This is a genomic window from Streptococcus parasanguinis ATCC 15912 (assembly GCF_000164675.2).
Taxonomy (GTDB): Bacteria; Bacillota; Bacilli; order Lactobacillales; family Streptococcaceae; genus Streptococcus; species Streptococcus parasanguinis.
Genome location: NC_015678.1, coordinates 600,638 through 624,698, shown reverse-complemented (window position 1 = coordinate 624,698; position 24,061 = coordinate 600,638). Strand labels below are relative to the sequence as shown.

Sequence of the window (24,061 nt, the reverse complement as noted above, 5' to 3'; positions counted from 1 at the left end):
ACAATCAATCCGAATCCTTTTTTGTTTCTTATTTTTTGGTCACAATACCGATAATGGTATCAACTGCGCGTTCCATGGTTTGGAGGCTAACGTATTCAAAGCGACCATGCATATTTTCTCCACCGGCAAAGATATTTGGTGTTGGAATCCCCATAAAGGAAATTTTAGATCCATCTGTACCACCGCGGATCGGTTCAATGATTGGAGTGATTCCAAGATCTTCCATGACTTCCTTAGCAAGGGTAATCGGTGTCATATCTTTTTCAATCACTTGCTTCATGTTATAGTACTGGTCTTTGAGGGTGAGGAGAATGCGTTCGCTACCGAGCTCCGCATTCATCTGATCGGCAATAGATTTCATGAGGTCTTTGCGTTTTTCAAAACTTTCAGTTTCAAAGTCCCGAATGATGTAGCTGGCACTTGCTTCCTCGACAGTTCCATCGATGTTCATCAAGTGGTAGAAGCCTTCATAGCCTTCGGTTAATTCTGGACGTGCTCCTTCAGGGAGTTTGTTATGGAAATCAATGGCCAATTGAAGAGCGTTGATCATTTGACCTTTGGCTGTACCTGGGTGGACATTGCGTCCTTTGAAGGTAATTTCAGCTCCAGCTGCTGAGAAGGTTTCGTATTGAAGCTCTCCAAGAGGACCACCATCGACAGTATAGGCAAAGTCTACGTCAAAATCCTCTGCATCAAATTGATCTGCCCCGACTCCGATTTCTTCATCTGGACCAAAGCCGACACGGATTTCTCCATGTTTGATTTCAGGATGAGCTGTCAGGTATTCAATAGCTGTCATGATTTCAGCGATACCTGACTTATCGTCTGCACCCAGAAGAGTAGTACCGTCAGTTGTGATCAAGGTTTGTCCCTTGTAGTTGTTCAAATGAGCAAAATCGGCTGGATCGAGTGTGAAACCAGACTCACCAAGGGCAATGACACCCCCATCATAATTCTCAACGATTTGTGGATTGACATTTTCGGCATTGAAGTCAGCGGTATCCATGTGAGAGATAAATCCAATCTTGCGTGTAAAGCTTGGATCATTGGCTGGAAGTGTTCCAATGGCATAGCCGTTTGGTAAATAGTAGACGTTTTGAAGCCCCACACGTTTCATCTCAGGGATCAAGACGTTTGTTGCAAAATCAACCTGTGATTGGGTACTTGGAGTGGTTGTAGAGTTTTCGTCTGAACGTGTGTTGACCTTTACATAGGTAATAAAACGGTCCAACAAATTTGCGTATTTCATGATCATTCTCCTTTTTCAGTTTCAATTAATTTGTGAATAGCATGTGCCACGCCATCCTCATCATTGGTCAGGGTGATGAAGTTTGCTATTTCCTTGACAGCAGCATTGCCATTTCCCATAGCGACGCTGTAACCAGCAAAACGTAGCATTTCAAGGTCATTATTGGCATCTCCAAGAGCCATAACCTGCTCTCTGCTGTAGCCTAATGTTTGGCTTAATGCTTGAAGAGCAGAAGCCTTGCTGGCACCTTTTGGCAGAATTTCAAACAAGATATCCTGCGAACGTACAGTGTTAAAATCGGCCTCTAATGCAGCCTCGTGCTGAGCTTGGAAGGCATCAATAGCAGAAGGATCTCCTACGTACATGGCTTGAAAAATAGGGAGGTAATTTGGTAGATCTTCTAATGAAATAGGTGTTGGTTTATAGTTAACAATACCCGCATCCATCGTGACAAGTTCACTAGCTTCAGGTGCGACCACTAGGTAGTGATCCATATCAAATAAGGTTAGCTGGACGTCTGTATCTTCCGTTAAAACTTGCAACCGGTGCATATCCTCGAGGCTCAACTCTTCCTTGCCAATGATTTCCCAATTCTGAGTAGACAAGGTTGTACACCCGTTATTGATAATCATATAGTAGTTGCCATCAGGAAGTCCAATCTCTTCAAAAATGGGCCGTACACCCGCTAAGGGGCGCCCCGTACAGATCACAATGTCATAGCCGGCTTCATGGGCTCGGTGAAGAGCTTCAATATTGCCTTTAGAGAGAGTCTTATCCTCATGCAAGAGAGTTCCGTCCAAGTCAATCGCGATTAATTGAATCATTTGATTTCCTCCAAATCAAGAGGAACAAAGCCATCAATCACTTTTCCAATCACTCCAGGTTCCTCATCTAGTGGAATGATCTGATCACTATATTTCTTATTGAGGGAAACCAGTCGAATACCGTTGGCCTCACGAAAGACACGTTTGATCAACGTTTGCCCGTCAAAATCAATGGCATAAATTGCCCCTGCTTGATCATAATAGGTTTGCTTGATTAAGACAACGGCCCCTTTTTCGTACTTAGGCTCGAGGGAATCTGTATGAATCCAAAAAGCCAAATCGTAAGGAATCTTTTGATCAAACCAGACGATATCAGCTTGCTTCTGATGTTGGTAAGCTGCAAAAGAATCATAGACAGAATAAGAGTGGTATTGCTTTTCAATTTTCTGTCTTTCTTTCTGATGGGTCAAGAGACTCTTTCCATAAGAAAGAAGATTTTCTTGATTTCCTTCATCGAGCTGTTTATACAATCGTTCAATCTCTGAATCAATGACCACAAAATCATTGCGCAATCGAGGGTCAATATCAGCAACTGCTACCTGGAAAAAGGCTGCAATCTTCTCTAAATTTTCAGGAACGGGAAGAGAAGTTCCTTTTACATATCCAGTCAGCGTACTTGCAGGGATTCCAGTAATACGAGATAATTCGATCTGTTTTTTTCCTTGTTCTTTCAGTAATTCTCTGATTTTTTCCGATATAATCCGTAATGCCTCTTTGTCTTGAGGGCTTGCCTTTCCACGACCTCTGGCCAACGTACTCACCTCCTTGTATTTACCCTTACTATTATAATGAATTAAATCGAAAAAGTAAATAGAAATCCCTGAGAAATGCGAAAAAAGATGAATTTGATCTAAATCGGATTTTCTTTTTTAATTTTATTTGGTATTCCTTTACTTTTTGAGGAAAAAGGTCTAAGATAAAACCAAAGAGTTCATGGAGGTGGAGGTATGATTCGTACTGTTCAAGTCAAAGATGCAGGTGAAATTAGAGATTTATGTCACCAAGCATTGGGTTATGATTCGACCCTTGAGAAAGTGGCAGCTCAGATTGATAAATTTAATTCGCCAGATTCGGATCATTTTTGCTTTGTTTATGAAGAGGACCAAACAGGAAATATTCTTGGTTATGTGGAGGCAGAAGTTTATGAAAGCCTCTATAGTGACGCCGGTCTGAATATTTTGGGTCTAGCGGTTTTTCCATCTGCTCAAGGACGTGGGATCGGTCGCCAATTGATGGAGCGAGTAGAAGATCTTGCCAAAAGCAGGCATTATGCTTTTATCCGTTTAAATTCTGCCTCTCATCGAAAAGAAGCGCATGTCTTTTATGAACGGATTGGATATGATGGAAATAAAACGCAGAAGCGATTTTTGAAAATAATGAATTAAGATAGGCAAAGCCCTATCTTTTTTGTTATAATGAAGAGTACGATTAAATTTACTAGGAAGATGATTATGCCAAATTTTGAAGAATTAAAAAAACGACAAGAGAAGATTCGGAACTTCTCGATCATCGCCCATATTGATCATGGAAAGTCAACCTTGGCCGATCGAATTTTAGAAAAAACCGAAACCGTGTCTAGTCGGGAGATGCAAGCCCAACTTTTAGATAGTATGGACCTGGAGCGGGAACGTGGGATTACCATCAAGCTCAATGCCATCGAATTGAACTACACGGCTAAAGATGGGGAAACCTATATCTTCCACTTGATTGACACACCAGGACACGTGGACTTTACCTATGAGGTTTCGCGGTCGCTTGCCGCCTGTGAGGGTGCCATTCTCGTAGTAGATGCTGCTCAAGGGATTGAAGCTCAGACACTAGCCAATGTCTACCTTGCTTTGGACAATGATTTGGAAATCCTGCCAGTAATCAATAAAATCGACTTACCAGCTGCAGATCCAGAACGCGTGCGCACAGAAGTAGAAGATGTCATCGGTCTAGATGCTAGTGAGGCAGTCTTAGCTTCTGCCAAGGCTGGTATCGGGATTGAAGAGATTTTGGAGCAGATTGTTGAGAAAGTTCCAGCACCGACTGGGGATGTTGAAGCTCCTCTTCAAGCCTTGATCTTTGACTCTGTATATGATGCCTATCGTGGAGTAATCCTTCAGGTCCGAGTGGTCAATGGAATGGTTAAACCGGGCGATAAGATCCAGCTCATGAGCAATAGCAAGACCTTTGATGTCACTGAAGTTGGGATTTTTACTCCTAAAGCAGTTGGACGTGATTTCCTTGCGACGGGAGACGTTGGCTATATTGCGGCCTCTATCAAGACCGTTGCGGATACCCGTGTCGGGGATACGGTGACCCTAGCGACCAATCCAGCAAGCGAGCCGCTACATGGATACAAGCAGATGAATCCGATGGTCTTTGCAGGTCTTTATCCGATTGAATCCAATAAATACAATGACCTTCGTGAAGCCTTGGAAAAATTGCAATTGAATGATGCCAGTCTTCAATTTGAACCAGAAACTTCTCAAGCTCTTGGATTTGGTTTCCGTTGTGGTTTCTTGGGACTTCTTCATATGGACGTTATCCAAGAGCGCTTGGAGCGCGAGTTCAACATTGACTTGATCATGACAGCACCGTCTGTAATCTACAAGGTCAATTTGACAGATGGAGAAGCACTGGATGTCTCAAACCCTTCTGAGTTTCCAGATCCAACCAAGATCGCTTCGATCGAAGAACCATATGTCAAAGCACAAATCATGGTGCCACAAGAGTTTGTCGGGGCTGTGATGGAATTGGCTCAACGGAAACGCGGTGATTTTGTGACCATGGATTACATCGATGAAAATCGGGTGAATGTCATCTATCAAATCCCACTAGCGGAAATTGTCTTTGATTTCTTTGATAAATTGAAATCCTCTACTCGTGGCTATGCGAGCTTTGACTATGAGTTGTCTGAATACCGTCCATCTAAATTGGTTAAAATGGATATCCTTCTTAATGGGGATACTGTCGATGCCCTCAGCTTTATCGTTCACAAGGACTTTGCCTATGAACGTGGTAAATTAATCGTTGAGAAGCTCAAGAAGATTATCCCTCGGCAACAGTTTGAAGTGCCTATCCAAGCAGCCATCGGTCATAAGATCGTGGCCCGGACAGATATCAAGGCTCTTCGTAAGAACGTCTTGGCCAAGTGTTATGGTGGGGACGTCTCACGGAAACGGAAGCTTCTTGAAAAACAAAAAGCCGGTAAAAAACGGATGAAAGCGATCGGATCTGTAGAAGTACCACAGGAAGCTTTCTTATCTGTCTTGTCAATGGATGAAGAATAACATTTAAAGTGCCCCCCAAAAAAGGGCGCTTTTATTTTAGGTTTGAAAGAAATAAACTGAATTAGAAAGGTTCCATCAGATGTGACACTTATCCTATTTTAAAATACCCACATTCATGGTAGACTAGAAGAAAGAAACCGTTCTCAAGGAGGTTGAGTATGAAACACAAATTATTGGTCACATCACTGATGATTCTTTCTGCCTGCACATTAATGGCTTGCAGTCACACCACTAAAAAGGACACAGCAGCTTCTTCTACAAAAGAAAGTAGCAGTAAAGTCGAAAAGAAAACAAGCAGCTCATTGTCAAAGGATACTTCTTCTACAAAGAAAAACACTCCCAGCCAATCAACCAAGCGAATTGGAAATGCAGATTATGGTTACATTGATATTCCAAGTAAATGGATCAAGTTCACGGATATCGATGGGACAGAAGCTGTCCAGTATACGGATGGTAGTGGCTATAATATTGTCACCTTGGACAGCTTTACGCGAGAGAAGGCAAAAGTCCCCGCTGATATTGAATTTAATGCAGAATTTTTAGCCAAGAAACTGGCTGTTATGTGGCAAGATAACCAGGATGTTGGAAAGATGACGGGAGCGCGGACTAAAGTCGCAGGTCTGGACGCTTACCAGCTTCAAATTGTCATGAAATCCGGTCAATACCTGATTACTTGGATCTTCCAGAAGGGTGAAAAAGTTTATACCATTTCTTTTGAAGGGGATGCAGAAACCTTGAAAACTTTTATCCCATACATCGAAGACACTTGGAGCCTAGACGGAACAGGTGCTGTAACGGATTAATGAAGAGGAAGCTTGACTTAAACTATCCAGTCTTCGATGTTTGATAAGAATAACAGTATGACGCAGTGGTTGATTGGTATCTTTGTTCGCTTTTTTAGCTCCAAAGATAGCCTAATCAACTGTGCGGGGGTGGGAAAACGAACTCTCCTTATTAGTCGGAGTTCTGTCCCACTCCCTTTTTTACAGTCTTTGTGGTATAATCTTTCTATTGTTTAGAAGAGGAAATAGAGGATGACACAGGAAATTGATATTGAAAAATACCATCAGTTAGCTCTCCAAAAGCAAAAGGAGCACCGCAAGGTATTGACGAATCTCAAGAAGAAGCCACCTAAGAATTTAGATAAAATAGCGCAAGAAATTCACAATGAAGTTTTCCAAGAAATCGATTGTACCGCTTGTGCCAATTGCTGCAAAACCTTAGGGCCTGATTTTAAGGAAGCGGATATCACGCGGATCGCCAAATATTTCAAGATGAAGCTTCCTGCCTTTGAGGCAGAATTTCTTCAGGTTGATGAAGATGGGGACAAGGTTTTTAAATCCATGCCTTGTCCTTTCTTGGGGGGAGATAATCTCTGTTCGATTTATGATGTTCGGCCTAAAGCTTGTCGGGAATTCCCTCACACCGATCGCAAGAAGATTTATCAGATCAACCATCTGACCATCAAGAATACCCTCACCTGCCCAGCGGCTTATTTATTTGTAGAAAAATTGAAGGATCGTTTGTAATGGCATATACATTTTTGCTTTTTGATTTGGACCATACTTTGTTGGACTTTGAATCTGCTGAAGAAACAGCCTTGACGCAGATGTTAGAAGACATGAATTTTCCAGATGTACAGGCCTTTAAGGATTATTACAAACCCATGAACCAAGGGCTCTGGAAGGATTTGGAAAAAAAGAAGTTAACCAAGCAAGAGCTAGTGGATAGTCGGTTTGCGATCGGGTTTGCCCACTTTGGGATTTCTGTTGATGGGGCTGAGATGGCTCTTCGCTACCAAGACTACATCAGTCTTCAGGGGCAATCTTTCCTAGGTGCGGAGGACTTACTGGCCCGACTTGAAAAAGCAGGTTACCAGCTCTATGGTGCAACGAACGGAGTGACTGCCATTCAAGAAGGACGCTTGGCTCATTCTACAATTGCTTCTAATTTTAAAGAGGTCTTTATCTCTGAGCAGCTTCATACTCAGAAACCAGAACCTGCATTTTTTGACAAAGTTGGCCAACTGATTCCAGGTTTTAGCAAGAAAAAGACCCTCATGATCGGAGATTCTTTGACGGCGGATATAGCAGGAGGAAATGCTGCGGCGATTGATACCGTCTGGTATAATCCTGATCACAAGAAAAATACCAGCCAAGTAGTGCCGACTTATACCGTTAGCAACTATCAAGAAATCGCCGATTTACTGATAAAATAAAAAATTTTAAATACTGTCAAGTTTTTTTCTTGACAGGTCTATAAAATGTGTTATAATAGATCATGTGCTAAATAGCTTGTCTATTTCACCAAAAATTAAAATATAGAAAAGAGACTTATAAAAATGGCAGTTAAAATTCGTTTGACTCGTATGGGTTCTAAGAAAAAACCTTACTACCGTATCAACGTAGCAGATTCACGTTCACCACGTGATGGACGTTTCATCGAAACAGTTGGAACTTACAATCCACTTGTTGAAGAAAACCAAGTAACTTTGAAAGAAGATCGCGTTCTTGCATGGTTGGCTGATGGAGCTCAACCTTCAGATACAGTTCGCAACATCCTTTCAAAAGCTGGTGTCTTGAAGAAATTCCACGATTCTAAATTCTCAAAATAATTTTTTAAGTAGGTTGATGTATGGATACGATTGAAAATCTCATTATTGCAATTGTGAAACCCTTGATTTCACAACCGGATGCTTTAACCATCAAGATCGAAGATACTCCTGAATTCTTGGAGTACCACCTTGACCTTGATCCTAGCGATGTTGGTCGTGTAATCGGTCGAAAAGGTCGCACCATTTCTGCGATAAGAACGATTGTCTACTCTGTCCCAACTGAAGATAAAAAAGTAAGAATCGTTATTGACGAAAAATAAGAAAAGCGGGACAAGGTCTCGCTTTTTTTGCAAGGAGAAGGAATGAGAGATTTAACAGTTAGACAACTAGAGGAATACTTACTTGATCATTACCAACAATCTAGAACAGAAGAAGGACTTTTTATCAAACTAGTGGAAGAAGTTGGAGAAGTCGCTGAGGTTTTAAATGGACGTTCAGGTAGAAAAGAGGGTGTCCAAGATTCAAACGAGGAATTGGCAAAGGAGTTGGCAGATATCATTCACTACACAGTGGCAATTGCAGCTATTAACCATATTGACCTAACGAAGACTATTTTTGAAAAAGACAAGAAGGCAGCCATCAAGTATCAGCATGAACAAGATTTGGAAGGCTTTTTAGCAAAAAAGAGCATTTGAGAAAATCCCTTGAACGTGATAAAATAAAACCTAAGAATGTTAAGTGAATTGTTGTTTAGAAAGAGTTATTTTGATATGAACCGATTTGAAGTAACTACAAAGATTGGTTGTCTCTCTGTTACTTATAAAAAGAGAAATAAAGTACTAGTTTGTTTAAATGGTGCTGGTTTGATACCAAGTTATGAAAATTTCCTACCAATACTTGAAAAACTTCCTTCCTCAATAGGTTACTTAACGATTGATTTTCCGAATACAGGTAGGAGTCCGATTCATAGTCAAACAGGACTTAATTTGGATAATCTTGTTGAAGCGGTATACGAAATCCTGAAGGGATTGGAAATTTCCAATTATATACTTTGTGTTCATAGTTTAAGTGGTGTTTTGGCTTTAAAGTTAATGAGTAAACCAATTAAGTGTCAAGCTTTGATAGCAATTGAACCAACAACAAAAAATATAATGTTTGCTGATTTTTCAAAAAATCCTTATCCAGAAATGGAAGAGCAAATGAGAATGATCGAAGAATGTGGTCCGGAAAATTATTTTAAGGGACTAACACAAGCGACATTTGAACCTGAAAATGACAGACTGATTTGGGAATTGATGGAAGAAAAGGGCTTGGAATTGGAAAAGCAAGTTCCTGGATTTCAGATATCTGTAAATATTACCGCTGAAGATTTTGATAGTTTGTCCTTAGCAGATAATATTCCTGTTTTCGTATTTTGTCAGGCGTATAGAGAAAAAGAGTACAGAGATTCAGAATATTGTAATTCTAATACAAAACTCATTCTAGGTGGAAACCACCACTATCTACAGTGGTCAGAATCGGAAAAAATTGCAGCTCTTATTAGAGAACTGTAGAGATAAATTAATTAAAAGAGGAATGTAAAGAATAAAATGAATTATTTTAACGTTGGGAAAATTGTCAATACCCTAGGCTTACAAGGGGAGATGCGGGTCTTGTCTGTAACAGACTTTACGGAAGAGCGTTTTAAAAAAGGAGCTGAGTTGGCTCTCTTTGATGAGGAGGATCGTTTTGTCCAAACGGTGACCATTGCCAGTCATCGCAAGCACAAGAACTTCGACATCATCAAGTTTAAGGATATGTACCATATCAATGCCATTGAAAAATTCAAGGGCTTTAGCCTCAAGGTTGCAGAAGAAGACTTGACGGATTTGGATGAGGGCGAATTTTATTACCATGAGATCATCGGCCTTGATGTTTACGAAAACGACCAGCTAATCGGTCAGATCAAGGAAATCCTGCAACCAGGTGCCAATGATGTCTGGGTCGTTAAACGCAAAGGAAAACGCGATCTTCTTTTGCCATATATCCCACCTGTAGTCTTAAATATCGATATCCCAGGAAACCGGGTGGATGTAGATATCTTAGAAGGGTTAGACGATGAAGATTGATATTTTAACCCTCTTTCCAGAGATGTTTTCTCCTCTTGAGCATTCCATCGTCGGAAAGGCGCGTGAAAAGGGACTTCTCGAGATCAACTACCATAATTTCCGTGAAAACGCGGAGAAAGCGCGCCATGTGGACGATGAACCCTATGGTGGCGGGCAAGGCATGCTCTTACGAGCTCAACCGATTTTTGATACCTTTGATGCGATTGAGAAAAAGAATCCGCGCGTGATTTTACTGGATCCTGCTGGTCGGACCTTTGATCAAGCCTACGCAGAAGAGTTGGCTCAGGAAGAAGAATTGATCTTTATCTGTGGTCACTACGAGGGATACGACGAGAGGATCAAAACCTTGGTGACGGATGAAATTTCTCTTGGAGATTATGTTTTGACAGGTGGCGAGTTAGCGGCCATGACCATGATTGATGCGACAGTTCGTTTGATTCCAGAAGTGATCGGAAAAGAGTCCAGTCACCAGGATGACAGTTTCTCCTCTGGTCTTCTAGAATATCCTCAATACACACGACCTTATGATTACAGAGGGATGACGGTTCCAGATGTTCTCATGAGCGGTCACCATGAAAATATTCGTCAGTGGCGCCTCTATCAGAGTTTGAAAAAGACCTTGGAGCGTCGGCCAGACTTGCTAGAAAACTATGAGTTGACAGCAGAAGAAGAGAAAATGTTGGAGCAAATTAAACAGGAAGACTAATAGTGTCAGCATTTTTAGATTGAAGAAAAAGTAATTTTCTTTAATCTTTTTCTTTTACTAGAGAAAGTTAAAAACTCTTAAGAATGGCACTACATCAGATTTCCTAAGGGGTTTCACTATAAGGTACCCAAACTATATAATGGCAAATATTCCATTGCTGGTAGGGTTTGTTACCATTCTGCAACAGCGTTAGCTGTTTTTCTTTTACACTAAAATGATACAAAAAAACTTTTTCCTACTACTAGTTATTGGTAACAAAATGTGGTATCCTAAAAGATAGAAAAACTTTTTGAAAAGATTTAGTTTTGGAGGTGATTTAATGGGAAAGAAATTAGGAAAATCAGTTTTTACGACGGGAATTGCTGCAACAACGGTACTGTCTGGTATGTTTCAGCACAAGGCCAGTGCGGAAGAAGTCAAGCAAAATGAAAATGCAGAAACCAATAGCACGGAAGTAGTCGAAAAACCAATTACAGTTGATGAATTGAAACAAATTACGGCTCAAAAAGGACAAGCGGTAAAAGATGTACATTACCAAGAGCAAAAAGTAATGGAGGCTCATACAGCAGTCAAAGTAGCTGGACAGGAATTAGAAGAGAAGAAACTTGCAGTTACGGATGCCGAAGACCTCATTGCGACAACTTCGGATGCGAAAATTGAGAAAGCAGAAAATGATGTAAAAGTAGCTCAAGCCTATGTCACCATCGAAGAAAATAAGGTTAGAGAAGCGGAAGATGCACATGATCAAATTGTAGAGGCTGTTCGTCAGCAGGAAAATCAGGTCACAGCTCAGCAATCTTTGGTCGATGTAGCTCAAAATGAATTAAATCAGGCAAAAGCACCAATATCGAATGATGAGAATGTGCTAAATCAGGCCTTGTTGGAGCAAAGTCAAGTCGAGCAAAGTATCCGAGAATCTCAAAATTACCTTGCAACCTTGCAAGCTAGCCAGCAAAATGGTTCAGATACAGTGGCTCAAATTGAGAGCGACATTCAATTAGCCCAAACACGTCTCACTGATTTGAAAGCTGTCATTGCAACTAAAGAAGCCGAGCTAGCTGCCTTAGAACAAGCGGCTGCTAGTAGCCCGGCTCAGTTGAGTCAAGCAACTTATGAAGGCTATTTGCAACACTTAGCTAACAATGGCAATGAAGCTGCAGCGAGTGCCTTAGCCTTATACAAGCGTAGTCGTGAAGAAGACGGCTTGACAGTTGGAGAGTCTGCAACCTTGCAAGCTAATCTACGGGCTCTTGAAATTGCGGATGCTATCAATGCTTATCGTCGGAATGCAGGGTTGCCAGAATTGAAACTTGATCCTTATTCTTTTCCTGCTAGCCAAGTACAGTTAGAATATTTCAAAAAAGCTAATTGGCATATGTTTAAGTATTTGCCAAACGAGAATGTTGCATATGGATTCTCTCCTGCTGGCGCGGTGGACTTTTGGTTCAATGAAAAAGCAACCTACCAAAAAATGGCTGCTCAATATGGTCTATCAACAGATGAAACACAGATTGATGCCAACGATATCTATATGAAGATTGGAGCAGAAGCCTTTGCCAAAGTTGGTCATTACCTGCAAATGCTGGATAACAAAGCCACTGCTCTATCTGTTGCTTATGACCCAACTAATGCGATGTCTGAAGCAGCCTTCCTGCACAGTCCGGTCACCTCGGCTGTGACTACCAGCGAATTGGCTCAACAATTGCGTCAGGGAGCAGGGGCTACTACGACAAGAGCAGATGTAAAAGCCAAGTCTGATGAAGTGGCCAATCTTAAGTTAGACAAGGCTAATCAAGAGTCCCAAATGATCATCTTGCAAGGCAAGTTAGCAGATGCTCGCCATTCCAACTCGAATGTCGAAATAGAGATAGCCAATGTGCAAAAGACCATCCAAAACTACAAAATCCTTCTTGTTCGAAAGGACCATGCGGTTGAAAAGGCTAAGGCTACTCTTGCGGTATCGCGTGGAAGGATTGAAGCGGCAATTCAGCCGAAAGAAGTATCGCTTCAAAAAGCAAAAGACTTGTTAGCAGCTGCACATGAGAAATTAGTTCTCTTAAGAGCGGAAGAAGCAGAAAAAGCGCAGGTTGTTCAAGAAGCACATGAAGCTTTAAAAGTAGCGCAAGAGCGTCTAACTGCTGCAGAAAAACGTCTTTCTGACTTTAAAAATGCTCCAGAATTATTGGTCAAAGCCCAATCTGTTTTAGCAGCTGCGGTCGCTAATTTAGAAAATAAAAAAGAAAAATTAGAAGAAGAATTTACAACATTACAATCCTATCAAAGTGTCGTGGAACTGTTGAATTCTCAATATGAAGATCTTGCCTCACGTATGGATCCAGCTATCTTAAAAGCAGCAGATATGCCAATGGATATTCGTTCAAGCAATCCAACAACTTTCTCGGATACGCCGACAGTTCTTCCAACAAGTACCAATAGTCCGCAAGTGCAAGCACCAAAAGCTACTCCAGCTTCAAAACAAGAAGCGAAAGTAGAAGAAATCAAACCGAAAAAAGAAAACAGCCAAGCTGTGGCAGGGAGAGATTCCTCCAAAAATGTAGCAGCAACAACAGGTGTTGTCGTTGGGCTACTTGCTGGATTGTTTGGTTTCAAGAAAAAGAAACAATCTTCAAGAAATGATTAAGCCAAGCTGAGATAGAGTGGATGCTTTGAAACTTTATTGCTTAAAATCTTCAAAGAAAACTGAAGAAACCTTATGAGGGTGGGAAAAGAACTCTTTTAACAAAATGAGTTCATTCCCACTCTTTTTTGTACACTTTTGTATCTTTTGAAAGAAAATGACAGAAAATGATAAAAAATGTTGACAATTTTGAAAGATAGAGTATAATAGTTTTTGTAATCGATTGCAAAAGGAGGGGAAATGCTTAAATCTGAACGAAAACAGTTTATTCTCGAAAAGGTTTTAAAGGAAAAATTTGTCTCTTTGGAGACTCTTGTACAAGATTTGGGAACATCTGAATCGACTGTTCGTCGGGATTTGGATGAGTTAGAGGATGAAAGCAAACTTCGCCGGGTCCACGGTGGGGCGGAAAGTCTTCACTTTCTCCAAGAGGAAGAAAGTAATAAAGAAAAATCTATCAAAAACATTCAAGTTAAGTCAAAAATTGCAGTAAAGGCAGCGGAATTGATCAAAGATCACGATGTGGTCTTTATCGATGCCGGGACGACCAATGAACTTCTAGTACAAGAAATTGTAAATCCAACGGTGACAGTAGTGACCAACTCGATTCACCATGCAACCAAGTTGGTTGAGCGAAATGTTCCAACAGTTATTATAGGTGGAATGGTTAAATCTTCTACAGATGCTAGTATCGGAGGAATCGCGCTCAATCAAATCGGTCAGTTAAATTTTGACAAGGCCTTTCTTGGAATGAATGGAATCGATGATGAGTTTTACAGCACTCCAGACCTGGAAGAAGGATCTGTCAAGCGTGCGATTATCGAAAATGCAAAAAAAACCTATATCTTAGCGGATGATTCGAAAATTGGCGTGACATCCTTTGTCAAAGTGGCACCTATCAAGCGAGCCATGATTATCACCAATCAAAGTGAACCGCAACGATTAAAGGTTTTAAAAGAAAAAACGGAGGTTATAGAGGTTTGATTTATACAGTTACACTGAATCCAGCAATTGACTATATTGTCCGTCTCGATCATGTAGAGACGGGAGCGGTCAATCGGATGGCTTCGGAAGATAAATTCGCCGGTGGTAAAGGGATCAATGTCAGTCGTGTTTTGAAGCGTCTCGATATCGAGAACACTGCGACTGGATTTATCGGTGGTTTCACTGGACGCTTCATTGAAGACGTACTGACCAGCGAAGCCATTTCAATCAACTTTGTGACAGTGGACCAAGATACACGGATCAATGTCAAGATCAAAGCTGATGAGGAAACAGAGATCAATGGGAATGGCCCAGAAGTAACAGAAGCTCAGTTGCAAGAATTGCTCAACATCTTATCGAGCTTAACAGTAGATGATGTGGTAGTCTTTGCAGGATCTGCTCCATCTTCGCTTGGAAATGCCGTTTACAAACAATTGATCGCAACAACTCGTTCGACAGGCGCGCAAGTCGTTTGCGACTTTGAAGGGCAAACCTTGATTGATTCCTTGGAGTTCAATCCCCAATTGGTTAAACCAAATAACCATGAATTGGGAGATATTTTTGGAGTTACCTTGACGGAATTACCAGAAATTGAACGTTACGCCAAAGAAATCTTGGCCAAAGGAGCACAAAACGTCATTATTTCCATGGCGGGTGATGGAGCTCTTCTTGTCAGTCCAAACGGTACTTACTTCGCAAAACCAATCAAAGGGGAAGTGAAGAATTCTGTTGGGGCTGGAGATTCCATGGTAGCAGGCTTCACTGGGAAGCTCGCAACGACGGGAGATGTTATTGAAGCCTTCAAATGGGGAGTGGCTTGTGGAACAGCGACCACTTTCTCAGATGATTTGGCAACAGCTGATTATATAAAAGAAACTTATGAAAAAGTAGAGGTAGAAAAACTATGAAAATTCAAGACGTTTTAAATAAAAACGTGATGTTGTTTGACCTTCAAGCAACAGATAAAGAGGGCGTGATCAATGAGATGATTCAATCGCTCGTTGATAATGGTGTGGTGACAGATTTTGACACCTTCAAGGCTGGAATCATGAACCGTGAAGCACAAACTTCAACTGGTTTGGGTGACGGAATTGCTATGCCCCACAGCAAAAATGAAGCAGTCAAAGAAGCAACGGTCTTGTTTGCAAAATCAAACAAGGGTGTGGACTATGCTTCGCTTGATGGCCAACCAACAGACTTGTTTTTCATGATCGCAGCTCCAGAAGGGGCAAATGACACTCACTTGGCAGCCCTTGCTGAATTGTCTAAGTACTTGATGAAACCAGGATTTGCGGACAAACTTCGCCAAGCAAGCACTCCTGATCAAGTGATCGCAGCCTTTGATGCAGAAGAGCAAGAAGCTGCAGCTGAAGAAGCGAAAAAAGCAGAAGCAGTCAAAGAAGCAGCTTCGTCTGACAAACCTCTCATCGTTGCCGTTACAGCATGTACAACAGGTATCGCCCACACTTATATGGCAGAAGAAGCCCTCATCAAAAAAGGGGAAGAAATGGGTGTTACAGTCCGCGTTGAAACCAACGGGGCATCTGGTGTCGGCAACCGCTTGACAGCTGAAGAAATCGCAAAAGCTGAAGGGGTCATCATTGCAGCAGATAAAGCAGTTGAAACCGCTCGTTTCGATGGCAAAAAATTGATCTCTAAACCAGTCGCAGCCGGTATCCGTCAGACAGAAGACTTGATCCAAACCATCTTGGATGGCAAAGCAGATGTCTTCCACGCTGAAAATGCTGCACAAGCTAGCGCTAGCCAAGAAAAATTGAGCTTGGGTGGAGCCTTCTACAAACACTTGATGAGTGGGGTTTCTCAAATGCTTCCATTCGTTATCGGTGGTGGTATCTTGATCGCCCTTGCCTTCTTGATTGACCAAGTTCTTGGTGTACCTCAAGACCAATTGTCTAGTCTTGGTTCTTATCATGTATTAGCAGCACAATTTAAAACAATTGGTGGAGTTGCCTTTGGCTTCATGCTTCCTGTACTTGCAGGTTACATTGGATTCTCAATCGCTGAAAAACCTGGTTTTGTAGCAGGGTTTATCGCTGGATCTATTGCTAGTTCAGGGTCAGCATTTGGAAATATCGCCTACGGTGCTGCTAAGGGTGAATTACCAGCAGCCGTATCATCTGGTTTCCTTGGTGCCTTAGTTGGTGGTTTCCTAGCAGGTGGAGTGATTCTAGTTCTTCGTAAAGCTCTTGCAGGTCTTCCACGTTCTCTTGATGGTATCCGTTCAATCCTTCTCTTGCCATTGCTTGGTGTTGGTTTGACAGGATTCTTGATGTTCCTCATCAATATTCCAATGGCTGCTATCAATACTGGTCTTAACAACTTCCTTTCAAGCTTGTCAGGTAGCTCAGCTGTACTTCTTGGACTTCTCGTCGGCGGTATGATGGCTGTCGATATGGGTGGACCAGTTAACAAAGCCGCTTATGTCTTCGCTACAGGTACACTTGCTGAATCCGTTGCTTCAGGTGGTTCTATTGTTATGGCAGCTGTTATGGCAGCTGGTATGGTTCCTCCATTGGCAGTATTCGTAGCAACTGTATTGTTTAAAGATAAATTCACACAAGAAGAACGCGATTCTGGTTTGACAAACATTGTCATGGGTCTTTCCTTTATTACAGAAGGTGCCATTCCATTTGGTGCAGCTGACCCAGCTCGTGCCATTCCTAGCTTCATCGCAGGTTCAGCATTGACAGGTGCCCTTGTTGGTCTTGCAGGCTTGAAACTTATGGCTCCTCACGGAGGTATCTTCGTTATCGCTCTAACATCAAATCCACTTCTTTACATCTTGTTCGTATTGATCGGTGCTGTCGTAAGTGGTATCTTGTTCGGATTGCTTCGCAAACCCAAAAACTAAATATGATTAAAAGGTTGGGAATTCCCCGGCCTTTTCTTCTTTCACCTGTTAAAAAATCACCTCATTCTACGTTGGTATCTTGAGCTGAATTATGATATAATAAGCCTATCGCATATTTTTAGGAGAATAAAAATGGATATTCAACGTGAAAAAGAATTTGTCAGCCAATACCACTATGATGCTCGTAATTTTGAGTGGGAAAAAGAAAATGGCATCCCTGAAACAAAAGTTGATGTAAACTTTCAATTGATCAATCGTGATCAAGAACAAAACACGACTTCTTTGATTGTCATCTTGAGCTACATGATCGTTTTTGACGGTTTTGTGATCAGCGGAACCATCACTCAAATCAACCACTTGTTTGGTCGTTATGTCAATGAACCAAGTGAATTCAGCAAAGACGAAGTGGAAGAATTGGCTCGCCCTTGCTTGAATATGCTCAACCGTTTGACTTATGAAGTCACAGAAATTGCCCTCGATTTACCGGGTATTAATTTGGAGTTTTAATCAATGAAATTAGCAGTGATCACGGATTCGTCTGCCTATTTACCACAAGACTTGCTCCATCACGACGACTTATTTATTTTAGAGATCCCGATCTATATCGATGGGGAGTCTTATGTTGAAGGGAAGAACCTGACACACGATGAGTTCTACCAAAAGATGGCTGCCTCTAAAGAATTGCCAAAGACTAGCCAGCCGAGTGTGGCAGAGTTAGAAGAAGTCTTATCTGGTTTGACAGCTAAGGGCTATACGCATGCTATCGGTCTTTTCTTGTCATCTGGTATTTCTGGTTTCTACCAAAATATCCAATATTTGAAGGACGAGTTTGAAGGCTTGACCGTCGAATTTCCGGATTCAAAAATCACCAGTGCTCCTCTAGGAATGATGGTAGAAGACTGCTTGAAATGGGCTGGTGAAGGCCGTTTATTCGACGAGATTGTTGCCAATGTCCAACACCAGATTGATGGTACCTCTGCCTATATCATGGTGGATGATTTGAACCACTTGGTTAAAGGTGGTCGTCTGTCAAATGGGGCTGCTATTCTTGGGAACCTATTGAGCATCAAGCCTATTCTTCATTTTAATGATGAAGGCGTGATTGAGGTCTTTGAGAAGGTCCGGACGGAAAAGAAAGCCATGAAACGCTTGGTAGAGATTGTTGTATCAGATAACGCAGATGGTCATTACCAAGTCTTTGTCATCCACGCCAATGTCCCTGAAAAAGCAGAAGCACTTCGCCAACTGCTCATCGAAGAAGGAGTGGAAGGTGACATTCCTTTTGCTACCTTTGGAGGGGTTATTGGGACGCACCTAGGTGACCATAGCTTAGCAGTTGGGTATATCCCTATCGTTTAAGGAGTATTCTATGTCAATTAAAGTCATTATCGCAGGTTTCAAGGGAAGAATGGGACAAGCAGCCTTCAAGATGGTTTCAGAAGATCCTGAGCTAGAATTAGCTGGCTTGATCGATCCATTTACTGATGAGACAGAAGTTGCAGGAGTCCCTGTCTTTAATCGCAAAGAAGATGTTGTGGGTCTAGAGGCAGATGTTTGGGTAGATTTTACCATGCCCAAGGTCGCTTACGAAAATACTCGCTTTGCAATTGAGAATGGCTTTGCGCCTGTTGTGGGAACGACTGGATTCACTCCTGAGCAGATCCAAGAATTGACAGACCTTTCACGTGAAAAGGATTTGGGTGGCTTGATCGCTCCGAACTTTGCCATCGGAGCCGTGCTCTTGATGCAATTTGCAGCGCAAGCAGCCAAGTATTTCCCGAATGTGGAGATCATCGAATTGCACCACGATAAGAAAAAAGATGCACCGAGTGGAACAGCAATTAAAACCGCTGAGTTGATCTCTGAGAAGCGCGAGAAGATCCAGCAAGGTGCAGCAGATGAAGAAGAGTTGATGCCTGGAGCAAGAGGGGCAGAGTTTGAAGGGATGCGCATCCATTCGGTTCGATTGCCTGGCCTAGTCGCTCACCAAGAGGTGATTTTTGGTAGCCAAGGCGAAGGGTTGACTCTCCGTCATGATTCCTATGATCGTGTTTCCTTCATGACAGGAGTAAATCTAGGGATTAAAGAAGTTGTCAAGCGTCATGAGCTTGTTTATGGTTTGGAACACTTACTATGAGATTAGAAAAGATGCCTTCTGAGTTTCAGGAGGCTTTACCAATATTAGAGAAGATTAAAGCAGCTGGTTTTGAGGCCTATTTTGTCGGGGGATCCGTTCGAGACGCCCTATTGGATCGTCCGATTCACGATGTCGATATCGCTTCTTCCTCATATCCAGAAGAGACCAAGGCGATTTTTGATCGAACAGTGGACATCGGTATCGAACACGGGACTGTCTTAGTTCTTGAAAATGGTCAAGAATATGAAATTACGACCTTCCGGACAGAGGATGTCTATGTAGATTATCGTCGTCCGAGCTCTGTGTCTTTTGTGCGCTCGCTGGAAGAAGACCTCAAGCGTCGTGATTTTACGGTTAATGCCTTTGCCTTAAATGAAAAGGGAGAGATTGTTGACCTCTTTCATGGACTAGAAGATTTAGAAAACAAGGTCCTTCGGGCGGTTGGGCTTCCTCATGAACGGTTTAACGAAGATGCGCTCCGGATCATGCGAGGATTTCGTTTTCAAGCCAGTCTCGGCTTTGAATTAGAAGAGGCGACCTCTGATGCCATGAAGGAGTGTGCTCCATTACTAGAGAAGATCTCTGTGGAGCGCACCTTCATCGAGTTTGATAAACTCTTGCTTTCTCCATACTGGAGACAAGGCGTGGAGGCTATGCTATCAAGTGGGGCCTATCACTATCTGCCAGAGATGAAGGATCGTAAAGAAGCGATCGAGCGTTTGTTTGACATAGAGTTGGAATATACCTTTTCAACTTCTGAGCAAGCCTGGGCTGCTTTGGTCTTAGCACTAGAGATTCAAGATATTCCAAAATTCTTTAAAAAGTGGAAGACCTCTAGAGAGTTTGCCAAGACGGTGGAGCAGATCGTGGAGATTCTAAAGCTCCGAGAAAAAGGAAGTCTAGACAAGCGTGCTTGCTACAAGTATGAGAAGCGTTTGTTGCTACTAGCTGAAGAGCTCCGTGAAGGGTATGCCTTGAGTGTGGATTATTTGGTCATCGAGCGCGTTTATGATAGCTTGACCATTCATGATAAGCATGAAGTGGTGGTTAATGGTGGTATGCTGATCAAAGAATATGGTTTTCAACCAGGACCAGCCTTAGGAGAGATTTTGACAAAAATTGAATATGCCATTGTCGATGGGGAACTGGCTAATGAGAAAGAGGCCATCATCGCCTATATCCAGCAAGCAAAAGAGGAGGAAAAATGAGCGATTTTATTGTCGATAAATTAACCAAATCTGTCGGAGATAAGACCGTCTTTCGTGAGATTTCCTTTATTATTCACGACTTGGATCGGATCGGATTGATCGGGGTCAATGGAACTGGAAAAACCACGCTGTTAGATGTGTTGTCAGGTCGCTCTGGCTTTGATGGAGATGTGAGTCCTTTTTCTGCCAAGAGTGATTATACGATTGGCTACTTGACGCAGGAGCCAGACTTTGATGATCAAAAGACGGTTCTGGATACGGTGTTATCTAGCGATTTGCGGGAGATGCAACTGATTCGCGACTATGAATTCTTGATGGCGGATTACCGAGAAGAGAATCAAGCCCGTCTTGAAAAGGTCATGGCGGAGATGGATTCGCTCAATGCTTGGGAAATCGAGAGTCAGGTCAAGACAGTCCTTTCAAAGCTTGGAATTGAAGATTTGAATGCCAAAGTTGGGGATCTATCTGGGGGCTTGCGTCGTCGGGTGCAATTGGCCCAAGTTTTGCTGTCTCACCACGACCTGCTCTTACTAGATGAGCCGACCAACCACCTGGACATTGATACTATCGAGTGGTTGACCAATTTTTTGAGGAATTCTAAGAAAACCGTGCTCTTCATTACCCACGATCGCTATTTCTTGGATAATATCTCGACGCGGATCTTTGAGTTGGATCGAGCTGGCTTGATCGAGTATCAGGGCAACTACCAGGATTATGTCCGCTTAAAGGCTGAGCAAGACGAGCGTGATGCAGCCCTTCTTCATAAGAAGCAGCAACTCTATAAGCAGGAGTTGACCTGGATGAGGCGTCAACCTCAGGCGCGTGCGACCAAGCAACAGGCGCGGATCAATCGATTTCATGATCTCAAGCAAGATTTGTCTGGTCAAAGCAACCAGACGGATTTGGAGATGAACTTTGAGACCAGCCGAATCGGAAAGAAAGTCATCGAGTTTAAAGATGTGAGTTTTGCTTTTGAAAACAAGCCGATTTTACAGAACTTTAACCTCTTGGTGCAAAACAAGGACCGCATCGGGATCGTAGGGGATAATGGTGTCGGCAAGTCTACCCTACTTAATCTGATCGCTGAGCGACTGCAGCCTCAGTCTGGGCAAGTCATTATCGGGGAAACCGTGCGGGTGGCTTATTTCTCTCAACAGATTGATGGGTTGGATGAAAGCAAGCGCGTGATTAATTTCCTCCAGGAAGTTGCTGAGGAAGTGAAGACGACCGTTGGGACGACTTCGATTGCTGATCTCTTGGAGCAATTTCTCTTCCCACGCTCTATGCACGGAACCTTGATTGAAAAACTCTCCGGTGGTGAGAAGAAGCGCCTCTTTCTTTTAAAACTCTTGATTGAAAAACCCAATGTGCTTCTCCTCGATGAGCCAACCAATGATTTGGATATCGCAACCTTGACGGTTTTGGAAAACTTCCTTCAAAACTTTGGAGGTCCCGTTATTACCGTTAGCCACGACCGCTATTTCCTAGACAAGGTCGCAAGCAAGATCCTGGCTTTTGAAAATGGGAGCATTCGGGAGTTCTTTGGCAACTATACGGATTACCTGGATGAAAAAGCCTTTGTCGCAGCTCAAGTAACGGCCAGTCACAAGGTTGAAAAAGAGAAACCAGTTAAGCCCAAAGAAGAGAAGAAGCGCATGAGCTACATGGAGAAGCAGGAGTGGGCGAGCATTGAAGCAGATATCGAAGCCATTGAAAATCGGATCGCAGAGATTGAAGTGGAGATGAATGAAAACGGCTCTGACTTTGGCAAATTGTCAGCTCTTCAAAAGGAATTGGATCAGGAAAATGAGCGACTGCTTGAGAAGTACGATCGCTATGAATATCTGAGCGAATTAGATGAATAAGGAGGCCCTATGAATCAATTGAACCGGATATCCCTTGGGATTTCAGCCACTATTTTTACCATTATCGGTATCGTCTTGTTTATCAATCCGATTGAGCACATTGGCTCATTTAGCTGGTTGATTTCCTGTGGTTTCTTTTTAATCTCCCTTTCTCGTTTTTCACGCTATTACCGGTTGCGTCAGGCAGGTATTGTTCAGCAACAACAGCTCTTTCACAGCATGGTCGCCTTAGTTTTTGCAGTCTACTTACTGCTCTATGGCTACAAGACCTTGCCGATTGTCTTTCCAGTCACTTTAGGGATTTGGCTGATCTATCGTTCGATTTTAAACTTCCGAAAAGCCAATTTCTACTCGAGAAAGGTTGAAGAACTATCCAAGCGATATATTTTCTTTGCTTTGATCCAACTCTTTACTGGCCTATTTTTAATTGTCAGTCCGTTGTCCATCAGTGTTTTTCTACTTAATATTATTGGATTGATTTTCCTTGTCCTAGGTCTTCAATCCTTCAGTTTCTTGTTAAAAAGTTGAGAAAAGTTACGTGCAAACCTTTGCGTTTGACAAAAAGTCTGATATAATAGAACTGTAAGTGTTTACAGGTTGAAAGGAGTAATAGATGTCTAAAAAAATTATTGGGATTGACCTTGGAGGAACTTCGATCAAATTTGCCATTCTTACCTTGGATGGAGAGGTTCAAGAAAAATGGTCTATTAAAACAAATATCTTGGATGAAGGTAGTCATATTGTAGATGATATGATCGAATCAATCGCGCATCGTTTGAAGATGCTTGGGCTTGATGCTTCTGAGTTCCAAGGAATTGGAATGGGATCACCTGGTGTCGTTGACCGTGAAAAAGGTACAGTTATCGGTGCCTATAACTTGAACTGGAAGAGTCTTCAACCAGTAAAAGAAAAGATCGAAAGTGCCCTTCATATTCCATTTTTCATTGATAATGATGCCAACGTTGCTGCTTTGGGTGAACGTTGGAAAGGAGCTGGTGAAAACCAACCAGATGTTGTTTTCATGACTCTTGGAACAGGTGTCGGCGGGGGAATCGTCGCTGAAGGTCGCCTCTTGCATGGTGTGCGTGGAGCTGCAGGTGAGCTTGGTCATATCACCGTTGATTTTGATGATCCGATTCAATGTACCTGTGGTAAAAAAGGATGTCTCGAAACGGTTGCATCTGCAACAGGTATCGTTAACCTCACTCGTCGTTATGCCGATGAGTACGAAGGGGACTCTCAATTGAAAGTCTTGATCGACAATGGTGAAGAAGTGACCGCTAAAACTGTCTTTGATCTAGCAAAAGAGGGTGATGCTCTTGCTTTGATCGTCTATAAGAACTTCTCACGTTACCTTGGGCTTGCTGCTGCCAACATCGGTTCAACCTTGAACCCATCTAAGATCGTTATCGGTGGTGGAGTTTCGGCTGCAGGTGAATTCCTTTTAGAAGGAGTGCGCAAAGTCTTTGAAGAAAACTCATTCCCACAAGTGCGTGAATCAACACAATTGGCTCTTGCTACCTTGGGAAATGATGCCGGTGTCATTGGTGCGGCATCCCTTGTTTTACAATGAGACGTCAAGTAGGAGATCTAGCAGATGCTTGCATCTCCTTTTTTTCTTTGTCCTGTGTTATAATG

The 24,061-nt window shown here is 42.3% G+C and carries 25 protein-coding genes; 22 read left to right on the top strand and 3 right to left on the bottom strand.

The features are described from left to right. Positions 1-28: 28 nt before the first annotated feature. Genes pepT through HMPREF0833_RS03055 form a run of 3 tightly spaced genes read right to left on the bottom strand, consistent with a single transcriptional unit; the run spans position 29 to position 2,825 of the window. Positions 29-1,249 carry a peptidase T gene (pepT, locus tag HMPREF0833_RS03065; RefSeq protein WP_041818217.1) on the bottom strand — a complete coding sequence of 407 codons (1,221 nt, stop codon included), beginning with the start codon at positions 1,247-1,249 and terminating at the stop codon, positions 29-31. Between the two features lie 2 nt (positions 1,250-1,251). Beyond that, complete coding sequence (locus HMPREF0833_RS03060; protein ID WP_013903656.1) at positions 1,252-2,073, bottom strand: Cof-type HAD-IIB family hydrolase; 822 nt, start codon at positions 2,071-2,073, stop codon at positions 1,252-1,254. Then, the gene (locus HMPREF0833_RS03055; protein WP_003016317.1) at positions 2,070-2,825 is read right to left on the bottom strand and encodes a LexA family transcriptional regulator; all 756 of its coding nucleotides are present in this window, start codon (positions 2,823-2,825) and stop codon (positions 2,070-2,072) included. The genes HMPREF0833_RS03060 and HMPREF0833_RS03055 overlap by 4 nt, the downstream gene beginning before the upstream one ends. Positions 2,826-3,020: 195 nt before the next feature. Here HMPREF0833_RS03055 and HMPREF0833_RS03050 point away from each other — a divergent pair, with 195 nt between their 5' ends. From HMPREF0833_RS03050 to HMPREF0833_RS02945, 22 genes are all read left to right on the top strand, one after another. Beyond that, on the top strand, positions 3,021-3,458 hold the full coding sequence (locus HMPREF0833_RS03050) for a GNAT family N-acetyltransferase (protein ID WP_003016272.1): 438 nt from the start codon (positions 3,021-3,023) through the stop codon (positions 3,456-3,458). 66 nt (positions 3,459-3,524) lie between these two features. Further along, a complete protein-coding gene (gene lepA / locus HMPREF0833_RS03045; RefSeq protein ID WP_003016261.1) occupies positions 3,525-5,351 on the top strand; it encodes a translation elongation factor 4 in 1,827 nt (608 codons plus the stop codon). 158 nt (positions 5,352-5,509) lie between these two features. Beyond that, positions 5,510-6,154, top strand: a complete 645-nt coding sequence (locus HMPREF0833_RS10885) for a hypothetical protein (protein WP_003016339.1) — start codon at positions 5,510-5,512, stop codon at positions 6,152-6,154. Positions 6,155-6,385: 231 nt separating this feature from the next. Next, the gene (locus HMPREF0833_RS03035; protein ID WP_013903653.1) at positions 6,386-6,880 is read left to right on the top strand and encodes a YkgJ family cysteine cluster protein; all 495 of its coding nucleotides are present in this window, start codon (positions 6,386-6,388) and stop codon (positions 6,878-6,880) included. Next, entirely contained in the window at positions 6,880-7,569 is a 690-nt protein-coding gene (locus tag HMPREF0833_RS03030; RefSeq protein WP_013903652.1) for a YjjG family noncanonical pyrimidine nucleotidase, read from the top strand. Before HMPREF0833_RS03035 ends, HMPREF0833_RS03030 begins: the two co-directional genes overlap by 1 nt. Before the next feature lie 123 nt (positions 7,570-7,692). After that, positions 7,693-7,965, top strand: coding sequence for a 30S ribosomal protein S16 (gene rpsP / locus HMPREF0833_RS03025; protein ID WP_003001745.1), 273 nt, complete (start codon positions 7,693-7,695; stop codon positions 7,963-7,965). Between the two features lie 20 nt (positions 7,966-7,985). Continuing rightward, entirely contained in the window at positions 7,986-8,225 is a 240-nt protein-coding gene (gene kphA / locus HMPREF0833_RS03020; RefSeq protein ID WP_003001620.1) for an RNA-binding protein KphA, read from the top strand. A 42-nt stretch (positions 8,226-8,267) separates the two neighbouring features. Then, positions 8,268-8,600, top strand: coding sequence for a MazG nucleotide pyrophosphohydrolase domain-containing protein (locus tag HMPREF0833_RS03015; RefSeq protein ID WP_013903651.1), 333 nt, complete (start codon positions 8,268-8,270; stop codon positions 8,598-8,600). Positions 8,601-8,675: 75 nt separating this feature from the next. Further along, positions 8,676-9,458 (top strand): alpha/beta fold hydrolase, encoded by a 783-nt coding sequence (locus HMPREF0833_RS03010; RefSeq protein WP_041818212.1) that lies wholly within the window; start codon positions 8,676-8,678, stop codon positions 9,456-9,458. A gap of 36 nt (positions 9,459-9,494) precedes the next feature. Continuing rightward, on the top strand, positions 9,495-10,013 hold the full coding sequence (gene rimM, locus HMPREF0833_RS03005) for a ribosome maturation factor RimM (RefSeq protein WP_013903649.1): 519 nt from the start codon (positions 9,495-9,497) through the stop codon (positions 10,011-10,013). Next, positions 10,003-10,719 (top strand): tRNA (guanosine(37)-N1)-methyltransferase TrmD, encoded by a 717-nt coding sequence (gene trmD, locus HMPREF0833_RS03000; protein WP_013903648.1) that lies wholly within the window; start codon positions 10,003-10,005, stop codon positions 10,717-10,719. The genes rimM and trmD overlap by 11 nt, the downstream gene beginning before the upstream one ends. A gap of 319 nt (positions 10,720-11,038) precedes the next feature. After that, complete coding sequence (locus HMPREF0833_RS02995; protein ID WP_013903647.1) at positions 11,039-13,360, top strand: CAP domain-containing protein; 2,322 nt, start codon at positions 11,039-11,041, stop codon at positions 13,358-13,360. A gap of 237 nt (positions 13,361-13,597) precedes the next feature. Beyond that, complete coding sequence (locus HMPREF0833_RS02990; protein ID WP_013903646.1) at positions 13,598-14,341, top strand: DeoR/GlpR family DNA-binding transcription regulator; 744 nt, start codon at positions 13,598-13,600, stop codon at positions 14,339-14,341. Further along, complete coding sequence (pfkB, locus tag HMPREF0833_RS02985) at positions 14,338-15,249, top strand: 1-phosphofructokinase (RefSeq protein ID WP_013903645.1); 912 nt, start codon at positions 14,338-14,340, stop codon at positions 15,247-15,249. The genes HMPREF0833_RS02990 and pfkB overlap by 4 nt, the downstream gene beginning before the upstream one ends. After that, on the top strand, positions 15,246-17,213 hold the full coding sequence (locus HMPREF0833_RS02980) for a PTS fructose transporter subunit IIABC (protein WP_013903644.1): 1,968 nt from the start codon (positions 15,246-15,248) through the stop codon (positions 17,211-17,213). Before pfkB ends, HMPREF0833_RS02980 begins: the two co-directional genes overlap by 4 nt. Before the next feature lie 132 nt (positions 17,214-17,345). Beyond that, positions 17,346-17,720 carry a DUF1149 family protein gene (locus tag HMPREF0833_RS02975; RefSeq protein WP_003001888.1) on the top strand — a complete coding sequence of 125 codons (375 nt, stop codon included), beginning with the start codon at positions 17,346-17,348 and terminating at the stop codon, positions 17,718-17,720. A gap of 3 nt (positions 17,721-17,723) precedes the next feature. Continuing rightward, a complete protein-coding gene (locus HMPREF0833_RS02970; RefSeq protein WP_013903643.1) occupies positions 17,724-18,572 on the top strand; it encodes a DegV family protein in 849 nt (282 codons plus the stop codon). Positions 18,573-18,582: 10 nt separating this feature from the next. After that, positions 18,583-19,350 (top strand): 4-hydroxy-tetrahydrodipicolinate reductase, encoded by a 768-nt coding sequence (gene dapB / locus HMPREF0833_RS02965; protein ID WP_013903642.1) that lies wholly within the window; start codon positions 18,583-18,585, stop codon positions 19,348-19,350. Further along, positions 19,347-20,558, top strand: coding sequence for a CCA tRNA nucleotidyltransferase (locus HMPREF0833_RS02960; protein WP_013903641.1), 1,212 nt, complete (start codon positions 19,347-19,349; stop codon positions 20,556-20,558). Before dapB ends, HMPREF0833_RS02960 begins: the two co-directional genes overlap by 4 nt. Continuing rightward, positions 20,555-22,423 (top strand): ABC-F family ATP-binding cassette domain-containing protein, encoded by a 1,869-nt coding sequence (locus HMPREF0833_RS02955; RefSeq protein WP_013903640.1) that lies wholly within the window; start codon positions 20,555-20,557, stop codon positions 22,421-22,423. The genes HMPREF0833_RS02960 and HMPREF0833_RS02955 overlap by 4 nt, the downstream gene beginning before the upstream one ends. Positions 22,424-22,432: 9 nt before the next feature. After that, the gene (locus HMPREF0833_RS02950; protein ID WP_013903639.1) at positions 22,433-22,951 is read left to right on the top strand and encodes a DUF308 domain-containing protein; all 519 of its coding nucleotides are present in this window, start codon (positions 22,433-22,435) and stop codon (positions 22,949-22,951) included. 85 nt (positions 22,952-23,036) lie between these two features. Next, positions 23,037-23,996, top strand: a complete 960-nt coding sequence (locus tag HMPREF0833_RS02945) for an ROK family glucokinase (protein ID WP_003016364.1) — start codon at positions 23,037-23,039, stop codon at positions 23,994-23,996. Positions 23,997-24,061 lie beyond the last annotated feature (65 nt).